This window comes from Mammaliicoccus sp. JADD-157, from assembly GCF_049310805.1.
Classification (GTDB): Bacteria; Bacillota; Bacilli; order Staphylococcales; family Staphylococcaceae; genus Mammaliicoccus; species Mammaliicoccus lentus.
Window position 1 is genome coordinate 263,197 of the sequence record NZ_JBMOVZ010000002.1, and the last position, 15,154, is coordinate 278,350.

Sequence of the window (15,154 nt, forward strand, 5' to 3'; positions counted from 1 at the left end):
TTTAATAGTGTAAGTGCATAATAAAATATATATTAAGACGTATTAAGGAAAGAAGGAATTAATTTTTATGTCAAATAATTTACAAAGGGAATTAAGTAATAGACACGTTCAACTAATTGCTATAGGTGGAGCAATAGGAACTGGTCTATTTTTAGGTGCAGGTGAAACAATACATTCAGCTGGCCCTTCAATTTTATTAACCTATATCATAATAGGTTTCATACTGTTTATGTTTATGAGAGCTTTAGGGGAAATATTATTATCTAATACAGACTTTCATTCATTTGCAGACGTTACACATACATATATTGGTCCATTTGCTGGATACATTACAGGTTGGACTTATTGGTTCTGTTGGATAGTTACCGGCATGGCAGAAGTAACAGCCGTAGCAAAATACATAAGCTTTTGGTTTCCTGAAATACCAACTTGGATTACAGCACTATTCACAATACTCGTACTAATGACAATGAATTTAATGACCGCAAAATTATTTGGAGAATTAGAATTTTGGTTCTCAATTATTAAAATTACAACAATTATTGCCTTAATTGTTGTAGGAATCATCATGCTAGTCATGGCTTATAAAACGCCATATGGTACAGCTTCACTTACTCATATTTGGAGTCATGGTGGATTGTTCCCCAATGGGATGAATGGATTTTTCTTATCATTCCAAATGGCGGCATTTTCATTCGTAGGTATTGAATTGATAGGTGTAACTGCAGGAGAGACTAAAGATCCACACAAGACTATTCCAAGAGCTATAAACAGCGTACCTATTAGAATTATGTTATTTTATGTAGGGTCACTAATCATTATCATGTCTATAACACCATGGAATCAAATTGATCCTGCTGAAAGCCCATTCGTAAAATTATTTGGTCTAATAGGTATTCCAATTGCTGCTAGTATTATTAATTTTGTTGTCTTAACAGCAGCAGCTTCATCTTGTAACAGCGGTATTTTCTCTAATAGTAGAATGCTTTATGGTTTATCCCAAAACAATCAAGCAAATAAAGGTTTCGGTGAAACAAATAGCAGAGGCGTACCATATAAAGCAACTTTATTTAGCTGCTTATTATTAATGATATCTGTACTTTTAAACTATATTATTAAAGACGCAGGCGAAGTTTTTAAATATGTTACATCAGTATCTACTGTACTATTCTTAGTTGTTTGGTCATTGATAACAATTGCATATATTAGATATAGAAAATTAGCACCAGAACTTAACAAAACGTCAAACTTTAAATTACCTGGTGGTGTTCCGATGGCATGGATTACATTAATATTCTTTATTTTTGTATTTATATTGCTTATGACTAACAAAGTAACTTTAATCGCTATTTTAATTACACCAATTTGGTTTGTTTTATTGACCATCATGTATTTTATACAAAAAAGAAAATTTAAATAGATTCACTTAAAAACCATCAAAATTCTTATTTATTAAAGAATTTTGATGGTTTTTTATTTATATATAAATAAAAAAAGTCCAAGACATAAACTTGTCTCAGACTCTTTCATTATATTGATTAAAGTACGTTAGCGTATCCTTCATAAATCTTATGTTGTTTTGGATCTAAAGTGATTAATGTGCCGTCAACAATTTTTTGACGAGCATCTTCTACGCCAACTATAGTCGCGATACCTAAGTTTAATCCAACTACTGCAGCGTGTGAAGTTAATCCACCTTCTTCAGTAACTAAACCTTTAGCATTTTCAAGGTAAGGAACCATATCAGCATCACTAGATTGTGTAATAACTATAGCTTCGCTTAAATCTTTACCTTCTAAATCTTCAGCTTTATCAACTACTACAGCTTTACCGACAGCAGATGAATGGCCAATACCTTGTCCTTTAGCTAAATCATCACCTACTAAGTGAATTTTCATTAAGTTAGTTGTACCTGTTTCACCTGTTGGTACACCAGCAGTAATGATAATTAAGTCACCATTATCCACTAAACCAGTATTTACTGCTGTTGAAACAGCATTGTTTAATAATTCGTCTGTAGTTTGTTTACCTTTTCTAACTACTGGTAAAACGCCCCAAACTAATGACATATGACGTGCAGTTGTTTCATTAGGTGTTACTGCAATAATATGAGAATGTGGTCTATATTTAGATATAGTTTGTGCAGTAGCACCACTTTCTGTTGCTGCTACAATTGATTCAACATTTAAGTTTAATGCAGTGTGAGCTACTGATACACCAATTGCATTAACTAAGTTTGTATCAATCATCTTAGAACGATCTGATAATAATTTTTTATAGTCTTGTGCTTTTTCAGCCGCTACTGCAATATTTTGCATTGTGCGAACAGCTTCTTCTGGATATAACCCAGCAGCTGTTTCACCTGATAACATAACAGCGTCTGATCCATCGTAAATAGCGTTAGCTACGTCACTTGCTTCAGCTCTCGTACAACGTGGGTTTCTTTGCATAGAATCCAACATTTGTGTTGCTGTAATAACAGGTTTACCTAGTTTATTACATTTTTGAATTAATTGTTTTTGTACCATTGGAACTTCTTCAGGTAAAATTTCAACACCCATATCTCCACGAGCAACCATTAAACCATCAGAAACTTGAAGGATTTCATCGATGTTTTCAATACCTTCTTCGTTTTCTATTTTTGGAATTATTTTAATGAAATCAGTATTACTTTCTTCTAAAATAGCGCGAATATCTAATACATCCGAAGGTCTTCTTACGAAACTCGCCGCTATGAAATCAATACCTTGTTCAATACCAAAACGAATATCACTAGCATCTTTATCTGTAATACCAGGTAAGCTTACTTTAACGCCTGGCAGGTTTACACCTTTTTTATTTTTAAGTTCTCCAGAGTTATCAACTGAACAATGAACTTCTCCTTTAGATGCATCAATAGATTTAACTGTTAATTCAATTAATCCGTCATCTAAAAGTATTTTAGAACCAACTTCAAGATCTTCAGCTAAATTTTCATAAGTTACGGAGAAAGCTTCTGTTGTCCCTTCTACTTCTGTAGTTTTAACAGTAATATCATCACCTTTAGTCAATTCAATAGAACCATTTTGCATAGTATGCGTTCTAATTTCTGGACCTTTAGTGTCTAATAAAATACCAATGTTTTTGTTTAATTTCTTACTTACTTTACGAATCGTATCGATACGATTTTTATGTTCGTCATGATCACCATGTGAAAAGTTTAATCTTGCAACGTTCATACCTGCAAGCATTAATTTTTCTAACATTTCTTCAGACTCTGAAGCTGGACCTATTGTACATACAATTTTTGTCTTTCTCATTTTAAATGACCTCCGTATTTTTGTTTTATATAGATAGCTGATTTGCTAATTCATACATTTTATTATCAATGCTATGCTCTGATTGGAATATTTCATCAAAGTTTGTACGAGTTAGTATATTTTTTTGGATACCAACTGCTTTTGCACTTTCACCTTCAATAAGTAATTCTACTGCATATCCGCCCAATCTAGAAGCTAAAACTCTATCCATACCTGTTGGTGTACCACCACGTTGGATGTGTCCTAAACAAGAAACACGTGTATCTATATTTATAAATTTCTTAAGCTCTTCGCCACATTGATTACCTGTCATAACACCTTCAGCACAAACAATGATTGAATGTTTTTTACCACGTTCCATACCTTGTTGAATCTTTTCAGCAATTTCTTCAATGTCAGATTTAACTTCAGGTATTAATATTGTTTCAGCTCCAGCAGCAAGTCCAGACCATAAAGCTAAGTCTCCTGCATCTCTTCCCATTACTTCTATAATAAAAGTACGTTCATGGCTTGATGCTGTATCACGAATTTTATCGACTGAATCAATAATCGTATTAAGTGCAGTATCAAAACCTATTGTAAAATCTGTACCATTTATGTCATTATCGATTGTTCCTGGTACGCCGATTGTTTTAAGACTTTTAGCTTCTTCACTTAATCTTTGTGCACCTCTGTAGCTACCATCTCCGCCGATAACTACTAACCCTTCAATACCTCTTTTTTCAAGGTTTTCAATTGCTTTAGCGCGGACTTCTTTTTCTTTAAATTCTGGACATCTAGCAGAATATAAGAAAGTTCCACCTCGTTGAATCATATCTCCAACTGATCCTAATTCTAGTTTTTCAATGTTATCATTAATTAAACCTAGATAACCTTGATAGACACCATAAACTTCAATATCATGGTATATTGCTTTACGAACGACAGCACGAATAGCTGCATTCATCCCTGGTGAATCTCCACCACTCGTTAATACTGCAATTTTTTTCATAAATATACAGACCTCTCTTAATATATGATTGTTAATTTAAAAATAACACAAATGTGAACTTGATTCCATTAAAACTAACGTTATTTAGATATGTAAACGTCTTCTTTGATAAAGCTTCATACTTTCGCAATAATCAATTTATTGAAAACGTTTTATAATAATGAATATTATGCATATATACTCATTATAAACAAAAAGAAAAGTCTTACATAAGTAAAAGACTTTTCTTTTTGTTTATAAAATATTAATCAATATAACTTCCAATATTTCGGTACTTATTAAATCTATCTTCTATTAAATTATCAGGTGATAATTTTCTTAGCTCTGATAAATGAAGTTCCAAAGAATTTTTAATTAGTTTAGCTTGGTTTTCGACATCTTTATGTGCACCACCAAATGGCTCTTTAATAACTTCATCTACAACATCCAATTCATTTAAATCAGGTGCAGTAATTTTCATTGTCTCAGCAGCCATTTGAGCTAAATTAGAATCTTTCCAAAGTAAAGCAGCTGCCCCTTCTGGTGATATAACAGAATATGTACTATTTTCTAACATTAGCAAGCGGTTTGTAACGCCTAATCCAAGCGCGCCACCACTACCTCCTTCACCTATTACAATTGAAATAACAGGCACACTTAAAGAAGCCATTTCTACTAAATTTTTAGCAATAGATTCACTTTGTCCTCTTTCTTCGGCAGCTTTTCCTGGATATGCACCTTTAGTATCGATAAACGTAACAATCGGTCTATTGAATTTCTCCGCTTGTTTCATTAATCTCAATGCTTTTCTATATCCTTCAGGGTGAGCCATACCAAAGTTTCTATATATATTGTCTTTCGTATCTTTACCACGTTGATGACCGATAACAGTTACAGGGACACCGTTAAAATAAGCTAATCCACCAATTAAAGCCGGATCATCTCTGAATGTGCGGTCACCATGTAATTCAATAAATTCATCAAAAATATACGGAATATAATCTAAAGTAGTTGGTCTTTCCTGTAGCCTTGCGAGTTGTACTCTATCCCATGGTTGTAAGTTTTCATATATTTTCTCTGTTTCTTTTATTAATGTTGCTTCTAGCATTTCAACTTCATCTGCTAGATTAACATTATGCTTTTCTTGATAAGCTTTTATTGATTCAATTTTTTCTTTTATTTCCTTTAGTGGCTTTTCAAATTCAAGCATTATCTTTCACCTCATTATAATGCATACTTAGTACTGTACTAAGTGTACGGTACATATCTTTTCTATGCACTACTTTATCTAATTGACCGTGTTCTAACAAGAATTCAGCAGTTTGAAAATCATCCGGTAATTTTTCACTAATTGTTTGTTCTATAATTCTACGACCCGCAAAGCCAATTAAAGCTCTAGGCTCAGCAAAATTCAAATCACCAACTGAAGCAAAACTTGCAGAAACACCACCTGTTGTTGGGTGGGTCATATATGAAATAAATAATAAACCTTTATCACTATGACGCTTGATAGAAACACTAGTCTTAGCCATTTGCATGAGTGAGATAATACCTTCTTGCATTCTTGCTCCACCACTTGCTGTAAATAAAACAAACGGCAAATTGTTATCAGTGCAGTAATCTACTATTCTACAAATTTTTTCGCCTACAACTGCGCCCATACTACCCATTCTAAATCTAGAATCCATAACACAAACACCATATGGAACGCCATCTATTTTTGAAATACCAGTTACTACTGCATCATTCAAACCTGTTTTCTGTCTGTCTTTTTGTAGTTTTTCTTCATAACCTGGAAATTCTAATGGATTCGCTGCTATCATCCCTGCATCAAATTCCTGGAATGCACCTTCATCGCTTATAGCTTGAATTCTATCATGAGCAGTTAAAGGTATATGATGATCACAATTGAAACAAACATTCAAGTTTTGTACAAGTTCTTTAGTATACATAATTTTTTTACATTTAGGGCATTTCGTCATAATACCTTCAGGAACGTCGTTATCTTTGCTGTTTTGAACTGTCACATATTTTTTCTTTTTCTGGTTACGATTGAACAAGTCTTTAAACATGTCACTACCCCCTGACTTAATTACTATTATCTCTTTCAAATCTATCGCTATATTGAGAGAGTAACTTCCAAATCATATACATAATTTGGTTATTATTTGAAGAAACAAGTTCTTCTTTTGATTGTGCTTCAATGTTAGTATGCTCTTCACAGAAATTCTCAATCATCCACTTAAGTTCGTTTATTTCATCTAATTGAGAATCATTGTGTATCAAAAATCTACCAATTAAATCAAAAAGTTGGTGTTGGTACATATCACTTAAGAATGTACCTTCACCTCTTCTCGTATGTATCACACCTAGTAACTCTAAAGCTCTAAGTGCTTCTCTTATACTTGAACGTCCAACATTAAGCGTATCGCTGAGAAATCTTTCAGAAGGTAGTTTTTCTCCCACTTGAATATTTTTTTCAACAATAATTGTTTGAATTTGTTCAACAATTTTGATTAAACCTTTTTGTTTATCTTTATCCAATGTGGTGTCTCCTTCCGAAATTATGATAAATCTGCTAGTTCATATGTCTTACGTTCAATTTCATCTATATCTACTTCAATACGTGCAACGCCTGATTCCATTCCTGCTTTAGCTACCGCCTTTGCTACGTAAGGTGCTACTCTAGGATCAAATGGGCCTGGGATGACATAGTCAGCGTTTAATTCTTTATCTGAAACTAAGTTAGCGATTGCTTCAACAGCTGCTTGTTTCATTTCTTCATTAATATGAGTCGCACGAATATCTAATGCACCTCTAAATATACCAGGGAATGCTAGGACATTATTAATTTGGTTTGGAAAGTCAGAACGACCTGTACCGATTACTTTTGCTCCTGCTTTTTTAGCTATATCTGGCATGATTTCTGGAACTGGATTTGCCATTGCGAAGATAATTGAATCTTCAGCCATAGTGTCAACCATATCTTTAGTTAGAGCACCTTCAACAGACACACCAATAAAGACATCAGCATCATTAATGACATCTTCTAATTTACCTTCAATTTTATCTTTGTTAGTCCATTTAGCTACAAATTCTTTAGTAGGGTTCATGCCATATTCACGACCTTCAAAGATTGCACCTCTAGAATCACACATAATCATATTTCTAACACCATAACTGTATAGAAGTTTGATAATTGCGATACCTGCTGCACCTGCTCCGTTTAATACAACTTTGATATCAGCTAAATCTCTATCCGTCAATTTAAGCGCGTTTAATAAGCCTGCAACTGTAACAATTGCAGTTCCGTGTTGATCATCATGAAAAACTGGTATTTTTGTTTCTTTTTTTAGTCTTTCTTCAATTTCAAAACATCTTGGAGCTGAAATATCTTCTAGGTTTACGCCACCATAATTTGGCTCTAGTAACTTCACTGTATTTACGATTTCATCTACATCAACTGTATTTAATGCAATTGGAATACCATCTACTCCAGCAAAACTTTTAAATAATACAGCTTTACCTTCCATTACCGGTATACTTGCTTCTGGACCAATATCCCCTAATCCAAGAACAGCTGTACCATCAGTTATAACAGCTACTGCATTAGATTTCATTGTGTAATCATAAACCTTGCGGACATCTTCATGAATGTCCTTACATGGTTCAGCTACCCCTGGAGAATAAGCTAAACTTAATTCTTCTTTATTTGTGACTTTAACTTTTGCGTATACGCCTAATTTTCCTTGTTTTTCTTTGTGCATGTATAAAGCATCGTCTCTTAATGACAATATAATCATCCCTTCGTTATTATATGTATCTCCCAATATATTATACATGAAATTTCCTATTTTTAATTAAAAAATTCTCCATAGTGGTCAGACCACCATGGAGAATACTATATCATAATTTAATTGATTAATAAAGCCTATATCAATCGTATATTTTCGTAACCTATCATATCGATAAAATCTTTAATATTTCCTTTATCAGAATTTAAATAACCCATATTATGAGATGTATAATCTTCGTCATTAAAATAAGTTACTTTAATGCCACTTTTATGATTTTGCGTAACCCAATCATTAAGTTCAAATACATTTCGAACAACTAATTCAGAAGTTGTTTTGATTTTGTACTCTTTATAATCTTCTAATAAATCTATTTGGTTGATAATTATTTGCATTTTACCGTTTCTGTTTTCGAATTTGCCTTGAATAATTAAAGGTTTATTTTCTATATTCATTGTTTCAATTTTTTTATACGTATCCGGAAAAATAACGCCTTCAACTTCATTAATACCGTCAATTAAATTAACGAATGCCATGTTTTGTCCTTTTTTAGTTCTTATTTTTCTTAAAGAAGCAATCATAACAAGCATTGGCACTTTATCGTTTTGTACTCTAATTGGATAAATCGTTAAATATTGATGCTGCTTAAATAATGTTAAGATAGGATGTTCTGTAGCATAAAATCCTAAATATTCTTTTTCATATTCACTTTTCATTAAACTAGGCATTTCTTCTACTTCTTTAAATTCTTTTTTAACATTTAAACCTAACTCTGAAAGTAAATTATTCGCATCTCCAACAGATGCGCTACTTTCGAAAACATCATCTAAAGACTGTAGCATTGTTGCTCTAGTTTGCTTAAAATCATCTAACGCCCCAGCATAAATAAGTGCTTGAATTAGTTTTTTATTCTTAACTTTATTTGGTAGCCTATGCACTAAGTCGTACATATCTTTATAAGGTCCTCTATACTTTCTTTCTTCTACTAAACTCTTTACGCTTTGATAACCGACAGTTTTAATTGCACCTAAAGATGTGTATATACCAGTTTTGGTTGCTTTGTAGAACCATTCACTATGATTAATAGATGGCGGATAAATTTTTACACCTATCCTTTTTAATTCTGTAACCATTTGTTCAGTTTTATTTTCATTACCAACTACATTAGATAAAATAGATGCATAAAAGTAAGTAGGATAATGCACTTTTAAATAAGTCATAATGTAAGCTATTTTACTATATGCGACAGCATGAGCTTTAGGGTAACCATAATCAGCGAATTTTAAAATTAAATCAAAAATTTTAATAGCTGTCTGTTCTTCATAACCACGACTTAAACTTCCATTTATAAAATGTTTTCTTTCATTTTCAAGAACAGATCTATTTTTCTTACTCATAGCCCTTCTTAAAATATCAGCTTCACCATAGGAGAAACCAGCAAATTTACTAGCTATTTGCATAATTTGTTCTTGATAAATAATAACACCATATGTAGACTTTAAGATTTCTTCTAAATCAGGATGCAAGTATTCAATTGGTTCAACTTTTCTTCTTCTTTTTATATAAGTAGGTATTTCTTCCATAGGTCCTGGTCTATATAAAGAAGTCACTGCTACTATATCTAAGAAATGGTCAGGTTTTAACCTTTTCAACACACTTCTTACACCTTGAGATTCTAGTTGGAATATTCCAGTAGTTTCTCCACGTGATAATAGTTGAAATACTTTTTGATCATCATAAGGTATATTTTCGATAACAATTTCAGTTTTTTCTTGATACTTAACTTGATTCACAACTTGTTGAATGATTGATAAATTCCTTAATCCTAAAAAGTCGATTTTTAACAGACCTAATTTTTCAGTTTCTGTCATCGTCCATTGTGTTAATACACCTGTATCTCCCATCATTGTCGGTACAAATTCATGTAAAGGTTGATCGTTTATAATGATACCTGCTGCGTGTGTCGAAGTATGTCTTGGTAAACCTTCTAATTGTTTACATAATTGGAACCATTTTTCGTTTAAATGATTTTTACTGACGAATTGTTTAAATTCATCACTTTCGTATGCCTCGTCTAAAGTTATACCTAACTTGTGTGGTATTAACTTAGATATATAATTTAAAGTTGGTTCATCAAATTGCAATATTCTACCTACATCTCTTGCAACTGCTCGTGCTAGCAAATGACCGTAAGTCACTATACCTGCTACTCTATTATCACCGTACTTCTCTTGGACATATTGAATAACTTTATCCCGCTTCGTATCTTGGAAATCAATATCAATATCCGGCATAGTTACACGTTCTGGATTTAGAAAACGCTCAAATAATAGGTCATATTCAATAGGATCCAATGTCGTAATATTTAGTATATAACTTACGAGCGAACCACCTGAAGAGCCACGCCCTGGACCAACTAACACATCATTTGATTTCGCATAATTTATTAAGTCACTCACTATAAGGAAGTAATCTGAATATCCCATGGATACTATAATGTCATACTCATATTTCAACCTTTCAGCATAAGTGTCATTAAATTGTGGAAAGTTTGATTTATTGTTCATCAATAATTCCCACAGATAAGTATCACTATCTTTGCCATTTGGCGTAACATACTTCGGCAATAAATCTTGATGGTATTGAATTTGTACATTACATTTTTCAGCTATTTCATCAGTTGTTTTGATAAATTTAGATGAGACGTCAATTTGGCTTAATTCTTCCATAGTTAAAAAATGTTGGTTTAAATGCGTATTAAAATCAGATATTGTTAATTTTTCATTATTTTTAATAGCATTTAATGCAATTAAACTATCGCTATCTTCATCATTTAAATATAAAGCCGATTGCATATACACTTTTTTATAATTTTCTTCAACTGATGAATCATGGGATATGTACTTGTCTTGGTCAGATATTTTTATTGAATGGAATAAATGTTCATTATCAATATTTAAGTTTTTACCTATTATGATTAAACCTTCTGAATAAGTATTTAACCACTCGATTGGCGTTGAATGTCTTTCTTTAAGAGATATCGCTGAAGATAATTTAACTAAATTTTGATAACCAGTTTGATTTTTGGCTAACAACACACATTCTAATTCATTTAATTGATCATCTAAATAAATGGTCAAACCAAATATAGGTTTAATACCTTGTTTTAAACATTCATCATAAAATTGCAAAGCTCCATACATGACATTTAAATCTGTTATAGCAAGCGCTTGATAATTTTCATTTTTAGCCTTTTTAATAACATCTGGAATTCTCAAACTAGAATTCAACAAATCAAATGACGAATGAATATTTAAATGACTTACCATGCGCTTTACCTCCTATATTTCAGATTTAATATCTCTAGCTAATTCATTGAACTCTTCCCAACTGTATACAGAAGCACCTGATGCATTAGGGTGTCCTCCACCATTGTATTTTGCCGCAATATGATTTATTTTTATACCTTTAGATCTAATGCGACATCTAATTTCTTTTCCTTCATCGACTGCAAACACCCAAGCTTTCACACCTTTAATATCTGCAACTGCATTGACAAATAATGATGCTTCATTTGGTAAAATATCAAATTTTTCTAATATATCTTTCGTTATTTTTATATAACAAAATCCGTTTCCATCATAGTTGAAGTTTTGAAGGATGTACCCTTGAAAATGTAATAGCTTTGGTTCACGTTCACTAAGTTGATTAAGCATTTCATTGCGGTTAAATTCTTTAGTCATAAGTGAAGCGGCTACTTCCATAGTATGAGGTGTCGTATTATCAAACAAGAAACGACCAGTATCTCCTACTATACCTAAATATAATACACGACTTGCTTTTGTATTAATTTCAGATTGGTTTAAATTCCACTCTTGATTTAAATCATAAATAATTTCACTTGTTGAAGAAGCTTCAGTGTTAACATAATTAATATCGCCATATGAATCAACTGGTGGATGATGATCTATTTTAATGAGCTCTTTACCTAGTTTAAATCGATTATCATCGATTCTTGGTTCATTTGCCGTATCACAAATTATTACTAAAGCATTTTGGTATACTTCATCCTCAATATTGTCTAATTCACCAATAAACTCTAATGAAGGTTCTGATTGTCCAACTGCATAAATATTTTTTTCGGGAAAAGCTTCTTCTAAAATATATTTCATTCCTAGTTGCGAGCCGTAAGCATCAGGGTCTGGTCTTACATGTCTATGTATAATTATTGTTTCGTATTCTTTAATTTTATTTAAAATGTCATTCATATTGGTCCCTCTTTCTATATATTTACTTATATTTTATAAATTGATATAATGCTTCTTGGTAGGAGGATTAAACTATGTCACCTGAAATTATGTCCGTATTGGTTGCGTTATCCGTAACCGTAATGATTCTCGCTTTAATTTTTACTATTTTAAACTTTGCCCGTTCATTCAGAACAAAAAGAGATGTTAGAAAAGCATATCATAAAGAACGCGCGAGATTTTTCTTTGGTATCTTCTTAATAGCATTCTCAGCAGACCAAGTACTTTTGTTTCCAACTTTAGTTACTTACATAATTGTCTTAGTATTGGTGTTCTTTGGTATTGTTAATATTACCTATGGACATAAAGCAAGTAAATACTTTAAAGGTAATTTACCGATTGAGAACAAAGCTTGGGAAGAATTCGAACGAAAAAAACGTAATCAATCATCTTAAAAACGGAGTGGGACAGAAACCTCATTTTACTAAAAAGGTTTCGTTGCCCCACCCCGGCAAGAATGATTAGAATTGAAAAGCTTGATATAAGTGCATTTTCAGTTCAGTCATCTATTGCCAATATTTTTCTTTGGTCTGGAGCATTTATTGTTTTCCAGACTTTTTTATTTATCTAGTAATTGACACATCAACAATGCTTTCGCAACAGTATTATTACCATTCATCATAGATATTTCAAATTTAGCAGACAACCTGCCCATATCTAAAACTGATATATTAACAGTAACTTCTTCATCAATTTGTACCGTTTTAAAATAATAAATGTCTATATGTTCAATCATCAACTCTGATTTCTTCAATTTTCTCACTTCATATCTAAGTGCTTCTTCTATTACTGCTATATAAATTGATTTCGTCATCATACCAAATTGATTTGTAAGTTGTGGAGAAATATTAACTTTTATTTTGCCGTTCTCCATACTAATTTGTTTAGCAATTTGATCATGAATTGTTTCTCCTATCTGAGGCTGTCTACTCATCAGTTGCATTGTCTTTAACACATCTTCTCTTGAGATTATACCAATTAATTCTTTCGTATTTGAGACAACTGGTAACAATTCAATACCTTCCCAAATCATCAAATGAGCACATGTAGCTATCGTTGTATTTAAATGCGCAACGATTGGTGCTTTAGTCATTAAAGCTTTAATCTGTTTATCTGGCTCTTCATTAACAATATCTTTACTCGTTAAAATACCGATGACCTTTAGTTCATTATCGACAACTGGAAATCTAGTATGAGAAGTTTGTTGTGACATTTCGTTCCAATCTCTCACTTTTTGGTTATCAAATAAATAAGAAGTTTCTTCAATTGGTATCATGATATCTTCTACCATAAGAATTTCTTTTTTAATCATTTGGTCATAAATAGCTCGATTGATTGCATTGGCTACTAAAAACGTATCATAATTAGAAGATATTATAGGTAAATCATGCTCATTGGCATATTCGATAATGTCATCATCCGCTTCAAATCCACCCGTTATTAATACGGCTGAACCTCTTTTCAACGCTTCCATTTGAACATCTGCTCTATTACCGACTATAAGCAATGTATTCATCGTTAAGTATTTAACAACATCTTTGATTTCCATAGCACCAATTGCAAATTTAGATAAGGTTTTATGTAAGCCTTGTTTACCACCTAAAACTTGTCCATCTACTATTTTCACAATTTCATTAAAAGTTAAGTTTTCAATTTGTTCTCTTGATTTTCTTTCAATTCTAACTGTACCTACTCTATCAATTGATGCTACTAACCCTTTATTATCAGCTTCTTTTATCGCCCTGTATGCAGTACCTTCTGAAACATTTAAATCTTTAGCAATCTGTCTGACAGAGATTTTATGTCCAACAGATAACGATTCAATGTACTTTATTATTTGTTCATGTTTCGTCATGTTTTATACCCTCTATCGATTAAAATGAATTAATTATATTATACATTCTTGAGAGATTAAAAGATATGTTTACATAAGAAAGAATCATTAACAAAATATAAGAGACTGGGACATTTATTTCTGTCTCAGTCTCTTATATTAATTATAATTCTACATGTTCACCTGGTTTTAAAATATGAACTTCTGCTTTTGTTACAGCTTTTTCAAATTCTTTTGGATCTTGTTTAATTAAATCAAATGTGTCGTAATGGATTGGAACGACTTTTTTAGGTTTGATAAACTCATTGATGGCATAACTTGCATCATCAATGCCCATTGTAAAGTTGTCACCGATTGGTACAAAACATAAATCAACAGGATGTCTATCAGCTATTAACTTCATATCGCTGAATAAACCTGTATCACCTGTATGATAAATTGTGCCACCTTCTGTTTCTAGAACAATACCTGCAGGCATTCCTAAATAAATTATTTCGCCATTTTCTTCTGTAAAACTATTACTGTGGAATGCTTGAACAAATTTTACTTTACCAAAATTAAATTCAATGTTCCCACCAATATTCATTGGATGTAGGTTTTCAAGTCCATGTTTATTAGATAAATAATCAATTGCTTCTGGTAATGCAATAACTAGTGCACCTGTTCTTTTAGCAATATTTACTGTATCCCCAATATGGTCGCCATGACTGTGTGTCAATATGATATAATCTGCTTCAACTTCATCTACATTTAAGTCACTCATAGGATTGCCAGATATAAATGGGTCTACAATCACTTTATGATTTTTACTTTCGAAATATATAACTGATTGACCATGAAATGATACTTTCATGAATTTCCCTCCTCACAATATCTTTTCTCTATATTATATACCCTAAATTTGAATTTATTAAGCAGGAAGTCTAGAATAATGATGTACGAAAGATAAT

The 15,154-nt window shown here is 32.0% G+C and carries 12 protein-coding genes; 2 read left to right on the forward strand and 10 right to left on the reverse strand.

Annotated features, from left to right (window positions below):
- Positions 1-67: 67 nt before the first annotated feature.
- Positions 68-1,420 carry an amino acid permease gene (locus ACO6VN_RS07820; RefSeq protein ID WP_194201346.1) on the forward strand — a complete coding sequence of 451 codons (1,353 nt, stop codon included), beginning with the start codon at positions 68-70 and terminating at the stop codon, positions 1,418-1,420.
- A gap of 118 nt (positions 1,421-1,538) precedes the next feature.
- On the opposite strand, the gene pyk is transcribed toward ACO6VN_RS07820, so the two are convergent.
- The 8 genes from pyk to ACO6VN_RS07860 form a co-directional block, all read right to left on the reverse strand.
- Complete coding sequence (gene pyk, locus ACO6VN_RS07825) at positions 1,539-3,299, reverse strand: pyruvate kinase (RefSeq protein WP_017000652.1); 1,761 nt, start codon at positions 3,297-3,299, stop codon at positions 1,539-1,541.
- Between the two features lie 25 nt (positions 3,300-3,324).
- Complete coding sequence (pfkA, locus tag ACO6VN_RS07830) at positions 3,325-4,290, reverse strand: 6-phosphofructokinase (protein WP_017000651.1); 966 nt, start codon at positions 4,288-4,290, stop codon at positions 3,325-3,327.
- Positions 4,291-4,534: 244 nt separating this feature from the next.
- Positions 4,535-5,479, reverse strand: coding sequence for an acetyl-CoA carboxylase carboxyl transferase subunit alpha (gene accA / locus ACO6VN_RS07835; protein WP_194201348.1), 945 nt, complete (start codon positions 5,477-5,479; stop codon positions 4,535-4,537).
- Entirely contained in the window at positions 5,472-6,341 is an 870-nt protein-coding gene (gene accD / locus ACO6VN_RS07840) for an acetyl-CoA carboxylase, carboxyltransferase subunit beta (RefSeq protein WP_017000649.1), read from the reverse strand. The genes accA and accD overlap by 8 nt, the downstream gene beginning before the upstream one ends.
- Positions 6,342-6,357: 16 nt before the next feature.
- A complete protein-coding gene (locus ACO6VN_RS07845) occupies positions 6,358-6,813 on the reverse strand; it encodes a FadR/GntR family transcriptional regulator (protein WP_017000648.1) in 456 nt (151 codons plus the stop codon).
- 20 nt (positions 6,814-6,833) lie between these two features.
- On the reverse strand, positions 6,834-8,063 hold the full coding sequence (locus tag ACO6VN_RS07850; RefSeq protein ID WP_026023712.1) for an NAD(P)-dependent malic enzyme: 1,230 nt from the start codon (positions 8,061-8,063) through the stop codon (positions 6,834-6,836).
- A 137-nt stretch (positions 8,064-8,200) separates the two neighbouring features.
- Positions 8,201-11,392: a DNA polymerase III subunit alpha gene (locus ACO6VN_RS07855; protein ID WP_422404445.1), complete on the reverse strand. Its 3,192-nt coding sequence runs from the start codon at positions 11,390-11,392 to the stop codon at positions 8,201-8,203.
- Between the two features lie 12 nt (positions 11,393-11,404).
- Positions 11,405-12,331: a DHH family phosphoesterase gene (locus ACO6VN_RS07860; protein ID WP_422404446.1), complete on the reverse strand. Its 927-nt coding sequence runs from the start codon at positions 12,329-12,331 to the stop codon at positions 11,405-11,407.
- Positions 12,332-12,405: 74 nt separating this feature from the next.
- On the opposite strand from ACO6VN_RS07860, the gene ACO6VN_RS07865 reads away from it, so the two are divergent.
- Complete coding sequence (locus ACO6VN_RS07865; protein WP_064204351.1) at positions 12,406-12,765, forward strand: YtpI family protein; 360 nt, start codon at positions 12,406-12,408, stop codon at positions 12,763-12,765.
- Between the two features lie 164 nt (positions 12,766-12,929).
- On the opposite strand, the gene ACO6VN_RS07870 is transcribed toward ACO6VN_RS07865, so the two are convergent.
- Positions 12,930-14,225 carry a DRTGG domain-containing protein gene (locus ACO6VN_RS07870; RefSeq protein ID WP_017000643.1) on the reverse strand — a complete coding sequence of 432 codons (1,296 nt, stop codon included), beginning with the start codon at positions 14,223-14,225 and terminating at the stop codon, positions 12,930-12,932.
- A gap of 142 nt (positions 14,226-14,367) precedes the next feature.
- Positions 14,368-15,057, reverse strand: a complete 690-nt coding sequence (locus tag ACO6VN_RS07875) for a metal-dependent hydrolase (protein ID WP_017000642.1) — start codon at positions 15,055-15,057, stop codon at positions 14,368-14,370.
- Between the last annotated feature and the right edge of the window lie 97 nt (positions 15,058-15,154).

Coding starts and splice junctions, on each gene's coding strand:
- ACO6VN_RS07875 (WP_017000642.1), bottom strand. CDS start 15,057: ATGAAAGTATCATTTCATGGTCAATCAGTTATATATTTCGAAAGTAAA.
- pyk (WP_017000652.1), bottom strand. CDS start 3,299: ATGAGAAAGACAAAAATTGTATGTACAATAGGTCCAGCTTCAGAGTCT.
- ACO6VN_RS07855 (WP_422404445.1), bottom strand. CDS start 11,392: ATGGTAAGTCATTTAAATATTCATTCGTCATTTGATTTGTTGAATTCT.
- accA (WP_194201348.1), bottom strand. CDS start 5,479: ATGCTTGAATTTGAAAAGCCACTAAAGGAAATAAAAGAAAAAATTGAA.
- ACO6VN_RS07865 (WP_064204351.1), top strand. CDS start 12,406: ATGTCACCTGAAATTATGTCCGTATTGGTTGCGTTATCCGTAACCGTA.
- pfkA (WP_017000651.1), bottom strand. CDS start 4,290: ATGAAAAAAATTGCAGTATTAACGAGTGGTGGAGATTCACCAGGGATG.
- ACO6VN_RS07870 (WP_017000643.1), bottom strand. CDS start 14,225: ATGACGAAACATGAACAAATAATAAAGTACATTGAATCGTTATCTGTT.
- ACO6VN_RS07860 (WP_422404446.1), bottom strand. CDS start 12,331: ATGAATGACATTTTAAATAAAATTAAAGAATACGAAACAATAATTATA.
- ACO6VN_RS07820 (WP_194201346.1), top strand. CDS start 68: ATGTCAAATAATTTACAAAGGGAATTAAGTAATAGACACGTTCAACTA.
- accD (WP_017000649.1), bottom strand. CDS start 6,341: ATGTTTAAAGACTTGTTCAATCGTAACCAGAAAAAGAAAAAATATGTG.